This window comes from Streptomyces sp. NPDC045678 (genome assembly GCF_056432085.1).
The window spans coordinates 40,815-54,639 of record NZ_JBWKJS010000013.1 but is presented as its reverse complement, the minus strand read 5'-3'; the positions used below and the strand labels follow the sequence as shown (position 1 = coordinate 54,639).

Genomic DNA, 13,825 nt, shown 5'->3' with positions numbered 1-13,825 from the left:
CACTGTCTTCAGACGGGCAACCTGTTCGAAGAGCACGTGGCCTTCCCCTCCTCTCTGCGTGATGCGGCTTGACGTGTTAGGGGCCTGAGATGTCTGTCTCGCGTGATCGGGAGTCGAGGACCTCGCGCAGCTGCTCGCCGTTGGTGCCAAACCGGGAGGCGGGCACGGCGAGGCGAGCGTGCGACGTGCCGACCGCGGCGAAGGCTTCGTGGAGCTCCTGCAGCGTTGGCACGCGGCGCTCGTCCGCGGCGGGCTGCTCGGTGTCGCTCGCGACATCGGCCAGGGGCTTCTCGTCCTACGGCTCGTGCTCCTCGGCGGCCACCGCGGCGGGAGCCTCCGGTGTCCAGCCGGGGCGGTCCGCCAAGGGGCGGTCCGGGACCACGGTGGCCGCCAGCACCGTCCCAAACACACCGACCAGAGGATGTGGGCCACCCGACACTGTTGGCGCGGCGACATACGCCGCCATACTCCCAACCCGACAGCGGCCGCCCCCGCGGCGACGGCGAAACAGCACGCCGTCCACGCGTTCACGTGGAAGACGACACGCCACACGCAGCACTCCTCGGCCAGTTCGGACGACCTCGCGGATGCGTGGTCGCCGGACCTGGAATCTATCCGCGCTTTTCGAGGTGCCGAGGTGTCGAGATTGCGGTGTCGGCTCCGTCCTGGGTGTATCAGTGGCCACAGGCAGGCCACACGACCCAGAAGGAGTACCACCATGTCGCTTCAGCGGATGGACAACGTCGCCATCATCGTCGAGGACCTGGACGCCGCCATCGCCTTCTTCACCGAGATCGGCATGGAACTGGAGGGTACGGCGGCGATCGAGGGCCTCGTCGCGGACCGTACCGTCGGACTCGACGGCGTACGCACCGACATCGCGATGATGCGCGTCCCGGACGGCCACGGCAGGCTGGAGCTGACGAAGTACCACGCCCCCGCGGCGCTCGCCGCCGCGTCGCCCCACCCGTCGCCCAACACGCTGGGCCTGCACCGTGTCATGTTCGCCGTCGACGACATCGACGACACCATCGCCCGCCTGCGTCCCCATGGCGCCGAACTCCTCGGCGATGTCGTCCAGTTCGAGAACAGCTACCGCCTCTGCTACCTCCGCGGCCCCGTGGGCATCATCGTCGCCCTCGCCGAACAGATCGGCTAGCGCCCGGCCAGGATGAGTGCCGCTGTCCGCGACGGTTCCTCGATGATGGGTGTGTGGCCCGTGCCGTGCAGGAGATCCACCCTCGCGCCCGGAACCGCCTCGTAGTCCGCCACGGAGGAAGGGAGCCATCTGCGGTCCTCGGCGCCGAAGATCACGTGAAGTGGCTTACCGAGGACGATCAGGCGGCTCGGGAGTGGCTGGTCGGTCAGGTAGGCCGTGGATGCCCGCATGGCCGCGGTGAGCGCGTCGTGGCTCATGTTTCGCAGTTCGTCCACGAGGTCCTGCGGGACCTCGTAGCCCTCGCGGAACCCCGTGCTCGCGAACCGGCGGATCTGTTCGTCGGTCGGGGGCCACTGGTTGAGGGCCGCCGCCGTGGATTCGGGTGCGATGAACGCGTGCATGCCTGGGCCGGTGCTGATGAGGACGAAGGCCTGCACCAGGTCGGGCCGCACCTCGCCCAGTGCCGTGGCCGTGTAGCCGCCGCTGGAGTGACCGACGAGCGTGGCCTGCTCGACGCCCATTCGGTCCAGGGCCGTGCCGAGCCTGCGCGCCTGCTCGGGGATCGCGTAGTCGCCGCTGACCGGCTGCGCCGAACGTCCGTGTCCCGGCAGATCGACCCTGATGACCCGATGAGTGGTGGAGAGGAGTGGAACCAGTGCGTTCCATGAGGTGCTCGAAGCCGCCGAACCGTGGATGAGGAGGAGCACGGGGGCGTCCCGCTCGCCGTCCTCACGGATGTAGAGGTCGCCGTCGTCCAGGCGGAGGACTGAGTCCTTGGGAAGAGTGGTCATGGCTGAACTGTCGCTGTTGGTTCGCCTTGGCGGCTTGGACGAATGTTCCCTCGAACGGTCCCTGCCTGCTCGCGTAGCCTGGGGCGATGGGGTCCACCGGTGAACGTGGCAGTTCCGCGCTGTGGGATGTGGCCCGCCCGCGCAGCCCCAGTCGCACGCCCGGTGTCGACATGGCCGGGTTCCGGGTTCCCGGCACACTCCCCGGCGGCCTCCGACTCGTTCCGCATCCAGCCGTGATGCTGATCCTGGAGTTCGGCCCCACCCCGTCCACCGTGTACGACGGCACCGGCAACCGGCAGTTGGGAAGTCTCGTAGCCGGGCCGGGGTTCGGCTCCGGAGGGGAAGTCCGGGCCTGGGGTGAACACGTCGAGTGCGTGCAGGTGCGGCTGTCCCCCGTGGTCGCCGGCGCGGTGCTGGGTGCCTGCCCCGCAGAAGTGGCCGAACTGGCCGACGGCGCGATCGTGACCCTGGACGACCTGTGGGGCCGTGAGGCCTCACAGGTGCGGGAGCAACTCGGTGGGATTCCCTCGTGGGAAGGGCGGTTCGCGTTCATGGACGCTCTGCTCGCCCGCCGCAGCCACGCGGCCCGTACATCGGTGGACCCGGAGGTGGTCTGGGCCTGGCAGCGCATCGTCGGCAGCGCGGGCCGCGCCCGGATCGACCATCTGGCAACCGAACTCGGATGGAGTCGTAAGCGCCTGTGGTCCCGGTTCCGGACCGCCACCGGCATGCCGCCCAAACGAGCCGCCAGACTGGCCCGCTTCGACCATGCGGTGCACCGCCTGATCGCGGGCCACAGCGCGGCCGACGTCGCGGCGGACAGCGGCTACTGCGACCAGTCCCATCTGCACCGGGACGTCGTGGCCTTCACCGGCACCACCCCGGCCACCGTCGTGGTCGAGCCATTTCTGACCGTCGACGATCGGGCATGGCCGCACGGCGGCGAGCACGTAAGCCCGCACGTCGACCGCCGTGCGGCAGCGTCCGCTCGGTCACGTGGCGCAGGTGTGCGGTAGCTGACAGTTCCGATTGTCGTAGCCATCCCCTAGGCTTGGCGCCATGCCCTTAACCCCACCATCCCATGGTTCCGTGCGCTCTTCCGACGAGCTGAACGAGCGGATCCGCGGCCTGTGGCTGCGCGCAGGTGGCAAGCTCTCCGCCGAACAGCGCAGAGAGTACGAGCAGTTGGTGACGGAGTGGGCCGCCGCTGTCCGCGCGGAGATCGTGAAGGCCGCGTAGCCGCCCCTTCCCGTATATCCCTGCGTATCCCTGCACGCCCCTTGGCTCCCCACCTCCCGTGCCCAACACTGAGCCGATGACGCAGCGCGTGGAACTCGCCGCCGTGATCGACCGGTTGGCCGTCGATGCCCTCATCACCGAGTACGCCGTGGCCGTCGACGACGGCGACTGGGCCGCCTACCGACAGCTCTTCGCGCCCGACGGACGCGCCGACTACCGCTCCGCGGGCGGCATCGAAGGAGGAGCCGACGAGATCACCGCGTGGTTGTCCGCGACCATGCGGATGTTCCCGATGCGCCAGCACCTGATCACCAACCGGAGGCTGGAGTTCGGGACGCTGGAACAGGACATCGACGACGTCGCCCGCGTCCAGGCCGACTACGTGAACCCGATGCGGTTCGCGCAGCCCCCAGGCTCGACGGCGGGCCCGGCACCGACCGCCGAGCCCGCGACCGCCACGGCTACCACGACCGCGACCGCGCCGGATTTCATCTGTGGCGGCCGCTACGCCTTCACCCTCGTTCGTACGCCCAGTGGCTGGCGGTTGCGCCAAGTGGTCGTCACGGAGAAATGGCGCCAGATGGCCGACCAGCGTCGGGAAGCCGTCTCCGAGGCGTGAGCCGGCCAGGTGTCCTCCGCGTGCGCGACGACCCACTGTCCTAGATCGTCTACGTCGCGCACACTGGTCGTACGACCGGGCATCGGGGACCGAGGGAGGCGCTGCATGGAGCTGTCCGGCGACGACCGGCGGGAGCGCGACGAAGCGTTCGAGCACAACGAGCCGCGGGAGCGCGACGAGCCATACAAGCGCAACGAGCCGCAGGAGCGCGACGAGCGGCACGAGCGCGACGAGCCGTACGAGCGTGACGAACCGCAGGGGCGGAACCAGCGACGCGAGCGGTATCGGCAGCGTGCCGACAGGCTGCTCGCGTCCCGCTGGTGGCGCGGCGGCATCGCCGTCACCGCGGGAGCGCTGCCCGCCCTCGCTTTTCCCGCCCCCGCACTGTGGTGGTTCGCTTACGTCGCTCTGGTGCCGTGGATGCTCCTGGCGCGGTCGGCCCCGACCGCCCGGCGGGCAGCGCTCGACGGCTGGCTGGGCGGCCTCGGCTTCATGGTGGCCGTGCACCACTGGCTGCTGCCGAGCCTGCACGTGTTCACCGTCGTCATAGCCGCGCTGCTCGGCCTGCTGTGGGCGCCCTGGGGTTGGCTGGTGCGGCGGCTGCTCGGCGGTGTGCCGGGGCCGGGGCGGGCCGCGGCCGCGCTCGTGGTGCTGCCCTCGGGGTGGCTGATGGTCGAACTGGTCAGGTCCTGGGAGGGGCTGGGCGGGCCGTGGGGTCTGCTCGGCTCCAGCCAGTGGCAGGTGCCGCCCGCGCTGCGACTCGCCTCGGTGGGTGGAGTGTGGCTGGTCAGCGCGTTCGTCGTGGTCGTGAACACGGCGGTCGTGCTGCTGGCCGTCGCGGGGGTGGCTGCGGCACGGTCCTCGACCCGACGTACGAACACTCCGCGAACGAACACGCCACGTACGCCCACCGCCACCACCACAGCCGTCACCGCCACCCCCCTCCCCGCTCTCGCCGGCATCCTCACCGTGGCCATCGCCACAGCGGCCGCCTGGGCGTGGGCCCCCCGGCCCGAACCAGCCGGGCACACCCGCGTCGCCGTCGTCCAGCCCGGCATCATCGCGGACGGGGTCGCGAGCGCCGACAAGCGGCTGGCCCGCGAGGAGGCGCTGACCCGCACCCTGGCGGGCCGGAACCCGGACCTCGTCGTCTGGGGCGAGAGCAGCGTCGGGTTCGACCTGGCCGACCGGCCGGACGTCGCCCGCCGCATAGCCGCGCTCTCCCGTGAGGTGGGCGCGGACATCCTGGTGAACGTCGACGCGCGCCGCTCCGACCGGCCCGGGATATTCAAGAGCTCCGTCCTGGTGGGCCCGGACGGACCGACCGGCGACCGCTACGACAAGATGCGGCTCGTGCCCTTCGGCGAATACGTTCCGGCACGCTCCCTGCTCGGGTGGGCGACGTCCGTCGGCAAGGCCGCGGGCGAGGACCGCAGGCGCGGCGACCACCAGGTGGTGATGCACACCGGCCGAGACGTCCGACACGGTCACAGTCACGATCACGCCCAAGATCTCCGCGTCGGGCCCCTCGTCTGCTTCGAGTCCGCGTTTCCCGACATGAGCCGTCGGCTCACCCAGGACGGGGCCCAGCTGCTGCTCGCCCAGTCCGCCACGTCCTCGTTCCAGCACAGCTGGGCGCCCCGGCAGCACGCGTCGCTCGCGGCGGTACGGGCCGCGGAGACGGGCCGCCCCATGGTGCACGCCACGCTCACCGGCGTCTCCGCGGTGTACGGGCCGGAGGGTTCGCGTGTCGGCAGCACGATCGGCACCTCCGCGAGCACTGCGGCCCTGTACGACGTACCGCTGGCCACCGGCGAGACGGCGTACGTCAAGTGGGGCGACTGGCCCGTGCACGCCGCGCTGCTCGTGCTCCTCACGCTGGGCCTGACCGAGGGCCTGCGACGCGTGCGATCGCTACGACCCCTCAGGCGGACCGCCCGCGGGACAGCTCCCAGGGCCACTACCCCCGGGACTACCCCCGGGCCTGCTCCTGAGCCGCGCGAACCACACGCTCGCACAGCTCATGGGTCGCCAGCGCGTCCCGGGCGCTGAGCGGCTTGCCCGCTCGTACGGCATCCAGGAAGGACAGCACGACCTGCTCGATGCCCCGCTGACGGGCCACCGGCACCCAGTCACCGCGCCGCCGCACACTGGGCTGGCCCTTGTGGTCGACGATCTCGGCGAGGTTGATCACCTGCCGCTTGGTGTCCTGGCCGGAGACTTCGAGGATCTCCTCGGTGGAGCCGCTCAGCCGGTTCATCATCCCGATCGCGACGAACCCGTCACCCGCGAGCTGCACGGCCACGTGCTGCATGAGCCCGTCCTCGACGCGGGAACGCACCGTGACGTCGTCGATCGGACCCGGTGCCAGGAACCGCAGCGTGTCCAGGACGTGGATGAAGTCGTCGAGCACGAGCGTGCGCGGGTCCTCGGGCAGCCCCACACGGTTCTTCTGCATGAGGATCATGTCGCGGGGGTGCTCGACGCACTGCGCGTAGCCGGGCGCGAAGCGGCGGTTGAAGCCGACCGCGAGGCTGACGCCGCGCTCCTCCGCGAGGCCCACGAGACGCTCGGAGTCGGCGAGTTCGTACGCGATGGGCTTGTCGACGTACGTCGGCACGCCCGCCTCGACGAGCCGGGTGACGATCTCCGGGTGCACGGCCGTCGGCGCGTGCACGAAAGCGGCGTCGAGGTCCTGGGCGAGCAGGGCGTCCAGGTCGGTGTGGCAGCGGGAGTCCGGGATGTGGTGGACGCCGGCGACCCGGGCGAGGGTGGCGGGCGTGCGCGTCTGGAGGTGCAGTTCGACCCCGGGGAGGGTGGTGAGGACGGGCAGGTACGCCTTCTGCGCGATGTCGCCGAGTCCGATGCAGCCGATCTTCACCACTGTTCTCCTGTCTGCTGTCTGCCTGCCGACGACGGTCGCCGGCCTGTCACCGCTCGGCGGCTCCGGTCGTCGTTCCCGCAGCATACGGGGGTTGCGGGGGACGCCAGTCGGCGATGGAGGAGAAGCTCCGCATGACGAAGTCGGGGCCGAGCCGCGTCGCCGTCGAGATGAGGGCGTTGCGTACGCCGATGAGCGGGCCGCCGGTGAGGTGCGTGAGGCGGGCGGCCCGTGCGGCACGCCGGACGATGTCGGTGGTGCGGGGGACGCGGGCCGCGCTGTAGGCCGCGAGGCCCGCGGCGAGGTCGGCGCCCGGCGCCACGTGGTGGGCGAGGACCACCGCGTCCTCGATGGCCTGGTTGCCGCCCTGGCCGAGGCTCGGCGCCATGGCGTGCGCGGCGTCGCCGAGGAGGGCCACGCGACCGCGGTGGTACGCGGAGAGCGGCGTCGTCAGATGCCGGACGTCGTTGCGCAGGACGTCCTCCGTCCTGACGGCGGCGATCAGGCCGGGGATCGGGTCGTGCCAGTCGGCGAAGCGGCGCTGGAGCTCCGCCTTCTCGCTGTCGGGCGCCCTGCCTCCCTCGGGCAGCCGGGCGGTGGCGTACGCGTACACCCTGCCGTCCTTCAGCGGATGCGTGCCCCAGACGCCGCCGCGGCCCCAGGTCTCGTGCGGGGTGAAGGGCCGGTCCGGGGCCGGGACGACGAAGCGCCAGGCGGTGAAGCCCGCGTACACGGGCCCGGGGTGGGCCGGGAAGAGTGCCGTGCGCACGCCGGAGTTGATGCCGTCGGCACCGACGACGAGGTCCGCCTCGATGTCGCCGTCGTCGGTGGTGACGACAGCCGGGCGGTCCGTGGTGCCGGGGTCCGTGAGGCGGGCCCGCGCGCCGGTGCGCAGCGACTTCTCGGGCAGCGCGGAGACCAGCAGGTCGACGAGGGTCGCGCGGTGCAGCATGACGAGCGATCCGCCGTACGTCCCCTCGGCCGCGGCGGCACTCGTACGCACCAGCCACCGGCCGTTCTGCGCGCGCACGCCGCCGTCGCCCTCCCAGGCGGCGAGCGCACGGACCCGGTCGCCGAGGCCGAGGACGTCCAGGGCGCGCTGGGAGTTGGGGGCGAGACCGATGCCCGAGCCGACGGGTTCCAGGGAGGCCGCGCGCTCCAGGACGGTCACCCGCCAGCCCGACGCGTGCAGCCCGACGGCCGCGGCGAGCCCGCCGATGCCGCCGCCTATGACGACGGCGTGGTGCTGCGGCTTCCAAGCCTGGTTCATGACTCCCCCTCGGAACTACAGGTGTAGTGAGCGATCGGCATGACCGTACTACACCTGTAGTGCGCCAGATAGGGTTTCCGCCATGCCCGTACGCAACGCGGGGGCTCCCCGCACCGAACTCATCGCCGACACCGCCCTCGCCCTGCTCGCGGAACGCGGCATGCGCGGCCTCACCCACCGCGCCGTCGACGAGGCGGCGGGCCTCCCCCAGGGCTCCACGTCCAACCACGCACGGACCCGGCTCGCCCTTCTGGAGGCCGCGGTACGACGGCAGGCCGAGCGCGAGGCGGAGGTGCTGAACCCCGCCGAGATGCCGCACCCGTCGGCGGGACGCGAGCAGCTGGCCGCCGGACTGGCCCTGGCCCTGCACCGGTACCTGACCGGCGCCCACCGCCAACTCCTCGTATCCCGCTACGAGTTGGCCATGGAAGCGACTCGCAGGCCGGAACTGCGGGCCTTCTACGACGCGGCGGGCGCCCAGTTCCGGGAGCCCCTGGAGTCCCTGCTGCGCGCCGCGGGCTCCACCGCGCCGGAACGCCACACGCTCTCCCTGGTGGCCTGGTGCGACGGGCTGATGTTCTCGTGCGTGGCGGGTTCGTACCACGCTGCGACGCCGACGGAGGAAGAGCTGCGGAGCAGCGTGGCGGAACTGCTGCGGGGGATGCTGGACGGGTAAGGGCGCACCGGCTCTCTCACTCGCGGGACCTCCAACCTCTAGGTCCTCTCACACGTGAGACCTCCCACCCGCCCCTCCTCTCCCCATGCGACCCGTCACCCCTCGGTCCCGTCACCCGTGCGGGGCATCCTCACCACGTTCCCGCGCCAACCTCTCGCCCACCCAGCAGAGTTGCGCAGATGCATCGATCGACGACCACTGCCGCCGTACTCCTCGTCACCGTGGCCGTCTCGGCGGCCACCTCGGCCGCCGTCACCGGCTGCACGCGCGTCGACCGGCCCTCGACCCCCGGCCCGGCAGCGGCCACCGCACCGCATCCCGCGCCCCGCACCGACGGAAAGCAGCGGCCGAAGATCGTGCAGGCCCCGGCGCGGGAGGCCCTGCAACGCATGGACCCACCCCGCAGCCCGTCCCCCCGGAAGGCGAACGGAAGCGCGGACACCGCCGCCGAAGCCGGCCCCTCCGCCCCGCCACCCTCCCGCACGAACCGCTCAGCACCACCTCCCGGCACCGCGGCCGCCGCCCCCGCCCGCAGACCGGCCGCCACACGCCCGGACGCGGGAGCCACCCGGCCCGCGCCCGCCGGAGCCCCCGCCGCCCCGGTCACCGACGTCTGCGCCCTCGGCGAGGCCTACGGCAAGTGGCGGCCGAACAGCCCCGAAGCCGTCATCTGCCGCGACACGTACGGCCGCTGACCCAGCGACGGCGCGCGCTCACTCCTCCTCACTCCCCTCCCCCACCTCTCCCTCCAGGCGGGCGATGGCGTCCCTGATGCCCCTGCCGTAGCCGTCGTCCTCCAGCGCGCCCACCCCGCCGCGCGCCCGGCGCAGATGGCTGCGGGCCGCCCCCGGACGGCCCAGCTTCACGTAGTCCGCGGCGAGGTTCAGGTGCAGCGAGGGATAGAAGCCGCGCACCGCGAGCGACTGGTGGTGTTCGTTCAGGCGCTCGTCCGTGAGCTCGTCCGCCGCCGACAACGCCCGCAGGTCCCACGCCAGTTCGTCGGACGGGTCGGCCTGCGTGTCCGCCATGTAGTGCGCGAGCGTGCAGCGGTGCAGCGGGTCGCCGTTCTCGCCGATCTCTCCCCACAGGCCGAGGAAGCGGTCCTGAGCCTCCTCACGGTCGCCGCCGTGATGCAGCATGACCGCCTGCCCGATCCGCGTCATCATCGCGTCCTCCGCCGTCTGCTCCTGCTGCTCCGTCACCGGGTCCTCCGTGGTCGTACGGCCGTCGCCCCCACCTCTCACGACGCTAGCCGCCACCACTGACAATCACGGTCAGGCACGATCGTGGGCGGGGCACTCACCCGTACCGCTGGGCCAGCCCGGTGACGCTCCTGGCCACCTCGGCACGGAGCTCGGGCGGCCCGAGGACCTCCGCCTCGAGGCCGAGCCGCAGGATGTCGCTCACCGCCACCGGCAGCTCCTCCACGTCGAGCTCCACCTCCGTCCAGCCGTCCGCGTCCGGCGCGCCCGCCCCCTCCGCGGCCCGCGCCCCCGCCGCCCCGAACATCGCGGGCAGCAGCCGCCTCCCCGCCGGAGACACCCTGAGCCGCGCCGTACCCCGCAGCACGCGTGCCTCCAGGCCGCGCGAGGCCTCCTCCCAGTACGCCGCGAGGTCGAAGCCGTCGGGACGGTCGCTGGGATCGTCCGCCACGGTCGCCGACAGGAACCGCGACACCCGGTACGTCCGCACGACGCCGTCGACGGACGCCGCCAGGTACCAGTTGCCCGCCTTGAGGACCAGGCCCAACGGGTGCAGGTCGCGCCGGACTTCACCGCCCCAGCGCCGGTAGTGCGCCCGCAGGACACGCTGCCGCCAGACGGCGTCGGCGACGACGTCGAGCAGCGGCGCCGGGTCCGCGGTGCGGAACCAGGCGGCCGCGTCGAGGTGGAAGCGTTCCTGGACGCGTCGTGAGCGCTCACCGAGCGCCGCGGGCAGCGCGGCGGCCAACTTCAGCTGCGCCGTGGCCAGTTCCGCGCCGAGGCCCAGGTCGGCGGCGGCCGTCGGCATGCCGGCGAGGGCCAGGGAGTCGGCCTCGCCCTCGGTGAGTCCCGTCAGCCGGGTGCGGTAGCCGTCGAGGAGCCGGAAGCCGCCCGTGGGGCCGCGCTCGGCGTAGACGGGCACTCCGGAGGCGGCCAGCGCCTCCGCGTCCCGGTAGACGGTCCTGACCGAGACCTCCAGCTCCTCGGCGAGCTCGGGTGCGGACATGCGTCCGCGGTTCTGGAGCAGCAGGAGGAGGGCCAGGAGCCGGTCGGCGCGCATGCGGCCAAGTCTGCCCCGGTACCTGACAGAAGGTGTCAGGTACCGCTGTCAGCATCTTCCTCGGAGCGGCCCGACCGGGCCCCACCGTCGAGAGGACCCCATGACCCACCAGACCAGCGGCACCTTCACCTTCGCCCACTGGGACGAGAAGCCGGTCGCCGGCGCGGACGGCGGCGCCCGTATCGCGCACGCCGCCGTCACCAACGACTACGCCGGTGGAATCGAGGCGGCGGGCGCCTCCTGCGAGTACACCATCGCGTACACGAACGAGACGGCCGGCGCCTTCGTCGGCTACGAGTTCGTCGCCGGCACGCTCGACGGCCGCAAGGGCTCGTTCGTCCTGGAGCAGCGCGGTTCCTTCGGAGCCGACGGCGTCATCGAGTGCTCCTTCTCCGTGCTGACCGGCTCGGCGACCGGTGAGCTGGCCGGGCTCACCGGTACCGGTACGTTCACGGCGCGCGAGGGCCGGCCCGCCACCCCGTACTCCCTCGCCTACGCCCTGCCGGACTGACGTCAGCCGATGTCCGGGATCCGCCAGTCGATCGGCTCGTGGCCCTGCGCCGCGACCGCTTCGTTGATCTGCGTGAACGGGCGCGAGCCGAAGAACTTCTTCGCGGACAGCGGCGAGGGGTGGGCGCCCTGCACGACGATGTGCCGCTCCTCGTCGATGAGCGGGAGCTTCTTCTTCGCGTAGTTGCCCCACAGGACGAAGACGGCGGGGTCGGGGCGGTCGGCCACCGCCCGGATCACCGCGTCCGTGAACTTCTCCCAGCCCTTGCCCTTGTGGGAGTTGGCCTCGCCGGAGCGGACGGTGAGGACCGCGTTGAGCAGGAGGACGCCCTGGCGAGCCCACGGCATCAGATAGCCGTTGTCGGGCACGGGGTGGCCGAGCTCCCCCTTCATCTCCTTGTAGATGTTCCGCAGGGACGGCGGGGTCTTCACGCCGGGCCGCACGGAGAAGCAGAGGCCGTGGCCCTGGCCCTCGCCGTGGTAGGGGTCCTGGCCGAGGACGAGGACCTTGACCTGGTCGTACGGCGTCGCGTCGAGGGCGGCGAAGACCTCGTCGCGCGGAGGGTAGACGGGACCCTTCGCCCGCTCCTCCTCGACGAACTCGGTGAGCTCCTTGAAGTAGGGCTTCTGGAGCTCCTCGCCGAGGACTCCGCGCCAGGACGCGGGCAGCATGGCGATGTCGGTCACGTCAACAACCTCCGGTGTGCGGTCACTTCTCACCACAGAACCTACCGGCGCCCACTGACAACCGGCCCGCCCCCCATCGGTCACCAGCTGGTCTTGCGCTGCAGCTCCCACATCATCATGATCGCCGACGGGTCGAGGGCCCGCTCACCGCCCGCGATCTCCTCGCTGGACATGATGTACTGCTTGCCCTGCCACAGCGGCAGCAGCCTGACGTCGTCGACGAGGATCTCCTGGGCCCGCTCGAACTCGTCGACCACGGCACCCCGGTCGGCCTCCCTGCGCTCGCGCGGCAGCACCTGGTCCGTGATCTCCTTGGACGGGTAGGGCGTGTTGAGCACGTTCTTCGGGCCGACGAACGGCGCGATGAAGTTGTCCGCGTCCGGGAAGTCCGGGAACCAGCCGCGGCCGAAGACGGGGTACTCACCGTTGCTGTACCCCTCCTGGAACTCGGTCCAGGGGCGGCTCTTGAGGGCGATCTTGAAGAGTCCGGAGCCCTCCAGCTGGCGCTTGAGCTCGGCGAACTCCGGCTCGGTCGCCGAGCCGTAGCGGTCGGTGGCGTACCAGAGGGTGAGCGGCACCGGCTCGTGGATGCCCGCGTCGGTGAGGATCTTCCTGGCCTTGGCGGCGCTCGGGTTCCCGTAGTCGTCGAAGAACCCGGTGGCGTGGCCCGTGAGTCCCCTGGGGACCATCGAGTACAGCGGTTCGACGGTGTCCTTGTAGATCTTGTGGGCGATGGCGCCGCGGTCGACGATCTGCGCGACGGCCCGCCTGACCGGCAGTTTCCGCGCCCACGGGTCCTTGGTGTTGAAGACCAGGTAGCGGATCTCGGTGCCCGAGCCCTCGACGAGCTCGATGTCCTGCTCGCGCCTGCCCCGGCCCTGCATGGTGACGATGTCCTCGGAGGCCAGGCCTCGGAAGGTCACGTCGATCTGCTTGTCCTTGAGGGCGTCGACCATGGCCGACGACTTCTTGAAGTAGCGGATGGTCACGGCGTCGTTCTTGACGTCGGCCGCGCCTTCGTAGTGGTCGTTCTTGACCAGCTCGGCCTTGTCGTTCGGCGTGTACGCGTCCAGGGTGTACGGGCCCGAGCCGGTCAGCTCGGTGCCCTCGCGGAGCTTGTCCGCCGGATACTCCTTGGGGTCGACGACCGACATGGCGGGGGTCGCGAGCACGAAGGGGAAGGTCGCGTCGGCCTTCTTGAGGCGGAAGACGACCGTCAGGTCCCCCTTCGTCTCGACCTTGTCGAGCGACCCGAGCAGTCCGGTGGGGCCGCCCTTGGCGTTGATGGTCCGTATGCGGTCGAAGGAGTACTTCACGGCGGCCGCGTCCAGTGTGTCGCCGTCGGAGAACTTCAGGCCCTCGCGCAGCTCGCAGGTGTAGACCGTGCTGGAGGCGTCGCTGAACTTGCAGGACTCGGCGGCGTCGGGCTCCGGCTCGGTGGCCCCCGAGGGGAAGCTGAGCAGTGTCTGGAAAACGTTTCTGTAGAGCTCCCAGGAGCTGTCCCAGGCCTTCGCCGGGTCCAGGGTGCTGGGCGCGCTCATCGTGCCGACGGTGATCCGCTCCTCGTCGTCCGACCCATCGGACGACAGCATCCCGCAGCCGGCGAGCAGCGACATGGACGCGATCGCCGCCACCGGACGCAGACCCCTGATCCGCTTAGCAGGGGGAACTTCACTGAACACGCGCACGCTCCTCGATCGGCCATGCCATGGGGTCGGGAGACAATATCGC

The 13,825-nt window shown here is 71.4% G+C and carries 16 protein-coding genes; 8 read left to right on the top strand and 8 right to left on the bottom strand.

Annotation, left to right across the window (positions count from 1 at the left end):
* Positions 1-76: 76 nt before the first annotated feature.
* Positions 77-232: a hypothetical protein gene (locus AC07DO_RS35995; RefSeq protein WP_479066024.1), complete on the bottom strand. Its 156-nt coding sequence runs from the start codon at positions 230-232 to the stop codon at positions 77-79.
* A gap of 486 nt (positions 233-718) precedes the next feature.
* On the opposite strand from AC07DO_RS35995, the gene AC07DO_RS35990 reads away from it, so the two are divergent.
* Positions 719-1,159 (top strand): VOC family protein, encoded by a 441-nt coding sequence (locus tag AC07DO_RS35990; RefSeq protein WP_479066022.1) that lies wholly within the window; start codon positions 719-721, stop codon positions 1,157-1,159.
* On the opposite strand, the gene AC07DO_RS35985 is transcribed toward AC07DO_RS35990, so the two are convergent.
* The gene (locus AC07DO_RS35985) at positions 1,156-1,950 is read right to left on the bottom strand and encodes an alpha/beta fold hydrolase (RefSeq protein WP_479066020.1); all 795 of its coding nucleotides are present in this window, start codon (positions 1,948-1,950) and stop codon (positions 1,156-1,158) included. The genes AC07DO_RS35990 and AC07DO_RS35985 overlap by 4 nt on opposite strands.
* A gap of 170 nt (positions 1,951-2,120) precedes the next feature.
* Here AC07DO_RS35985 and AC07DO_RS35980 point away from each other — a divergent pair, with 170 nt between their 5' ends.
* From AC07DO_RS35980 to lnt, 4 genes are all read left to right on the top strand, one after another.
* Positions 2,121-2,966 (top strand): AraC family transcriptional regulator, encoded by an 846-nt coding sequence (locus tag AC07DO_RS35980; RefSeq protein WP_479066423.1) that lies wholly within the window; start codon positions 2,121-2,123, stop codon positions 2,964-2,966.
* 73 nt (positions 2,967-3,039) lie between these two features.
* A complete protein-coding gene (locus tag AC07DO_RS35975) occupies positions 3,040-3,189 on the top strand; it encodes a hypothetical protein (protein WP_479066018.1) in 150 nt (49 codons plus the stop codon).
* A 76-nt stretch (positions 3,190-3,265) separates the two neighbouring features.
* Entirely contained in the window at positions 3,266-3,808 is a 543-nt protein-coding gene (locus tag AC07DO_RS35970; protein WP_479066016.1) for a nuclear transport factor 2 family protein, read from the top strand.
* Positions 3,809-3,913: 105 nt separating this feature from the next.
* A complete protein-coding gene (gene lnt, locus AC07DO_RS35965; protein WP_479066014.1) occupies positions 3,914-5,860 on the top strand; it encodes an apolipoprotein N-acyltransferase in 1,947 nt (648 codons plus the stop codon).
* On the opposite strand, the gene AC07DO_RS35960 is transcribed toward lnt, so the two are convergent.
* On the bottom strand, positions 5,781-6,689 hold the full coding sequence (locus AC07DO_RS35960; RefSeq protein ID WP_479066012.1) for a Gfo/Idh/MocA family protein: 909 nt from the start codon (positions 6,687-6,689) through the stop codon (positions 5,781-5,783). The genes lnt and AC07DO_RS35960 overlap by 80 nt on opposite strands.
* Before the next feature lie 49 nt (positions 6,690-6,738).
* Positions 6,739-7,959 (bottom strand): FAD-dependent monooxygenase, encoded by a 1,221-nt coding sequence (locus AC07DO_RS35955; protein ID WP_479066010.1) that lies wholly within the window; start codon positions 7,957-7,959, stop codon positions 6,739-6,741.
* 82 nt (positions 7,960-8,041) lie between these two features.
* On the opposite strand from AC07DO_RS35955, the gene AC07DO_RS35950 reads away from it, so the two are divergent.
* On the top strand, positions 8,042-8,635 hold the full coding sequence (locus AC07DO_RS35950; RefSeq protein WP_479066008.1) for a TetR/AcrR family transcriptional regulator: 594 nt from the start codon (positions 8,042-8,044) through the stop codon (positions 8,633-8,635).
* A gap of 179 nt (positions 8,636-8,814) precedes the next feature.
* A complete protein-coding gene (locus AC07DO_RS35945) occupies positions 8,815-9,330 on the top strand; it encodes a hypothetical protein (protein ID WP_479066006.1) in 516 nt (171 codons plus the stop codon).
* An 18-nt stretch (positions 9,331-9,348) separates the two neighbouring features.
* Here AC07DO_RS35945 and AC07DO_RS35940 read toward each other — a convergent pair whose 3' ends face one another.
* Both AC07DO_RS35940 and AC07DO_RS35935 read right to left on the bottom strand, forming a co-directional pair.
* Entirely contained in the window at positions 9,349-9,837 is a 489-nt protein-coding gene (locus tag AC07DO_RS35940; RefSeq protein ID WP_479066005.1) for a hypothetical protein, read from the bottom strand.
* A gap of 97 nt (positions 9,838-9,934) precedes the next feature.
* The gene (locus AC07DO_RS35935) at positions 9,935-10,897 is read right to left on the bottom strand and encodes a helix-turn-helix transcriptional regulator (RefSeq protein WP_479066003.1); all 963 of its coding nucleotides are present in this window, start codon (positions 10,895-10,897) and stop codon (positions 9,935-9,937) included.
* Positions 10,898-10,997: 100 nt separating this feature from the next.
* Here AC07DO_RS35935 and AC07DO_RS35930 point away from each other — a divergent pair, with 100 nt between their 5' ends.
* Entirely contained in the window at positions 10,998-11,408 is a 411-nt protein-coding gene (locus AC07DO_RS35930; RefSeq protein ID WP_479066001.1) for a DUF3224 domain-containing protein, read from the top strand.
* A 2-nt stretch (positions 11,409-11,410) separates the two neighbouring features.
* Here the strand turns inward: AC07DO_RS35930 and ung are convergent, their stop codons facing one another.
* Together ung and AC07DO_RS35920 are read right to left on the bottom strand one after the other, a co-directional pair.
* Positions 11,411-12,094, bottom strand: coding sequence for a uracil-DNA glycosylase (gene ung / locus AC07DO_RS35925; protein ID WP_479065999.1), 684 nt, complete (start codon positions 12,092-12,094; stop codon positions 11,411-11,413).
* Between the two features lie 80 nt (positions 12,095-12,174).
* Positions 12,175-13,710 carry an ABC transporter substrate-binding protein gene (locus tag AC07DO_RS35920; RefSeq protein WP_479066421.1) on the bottom strand — a complete coding sequence of 512 codons (1,536 nt, stop codon included), beginning with the start codon at positions 13,708-13,710 and terminating at the stop codon, positions 12,175-12,177.
* Positions 13,711-13,825: the final 115 nt, after the last annotated feature.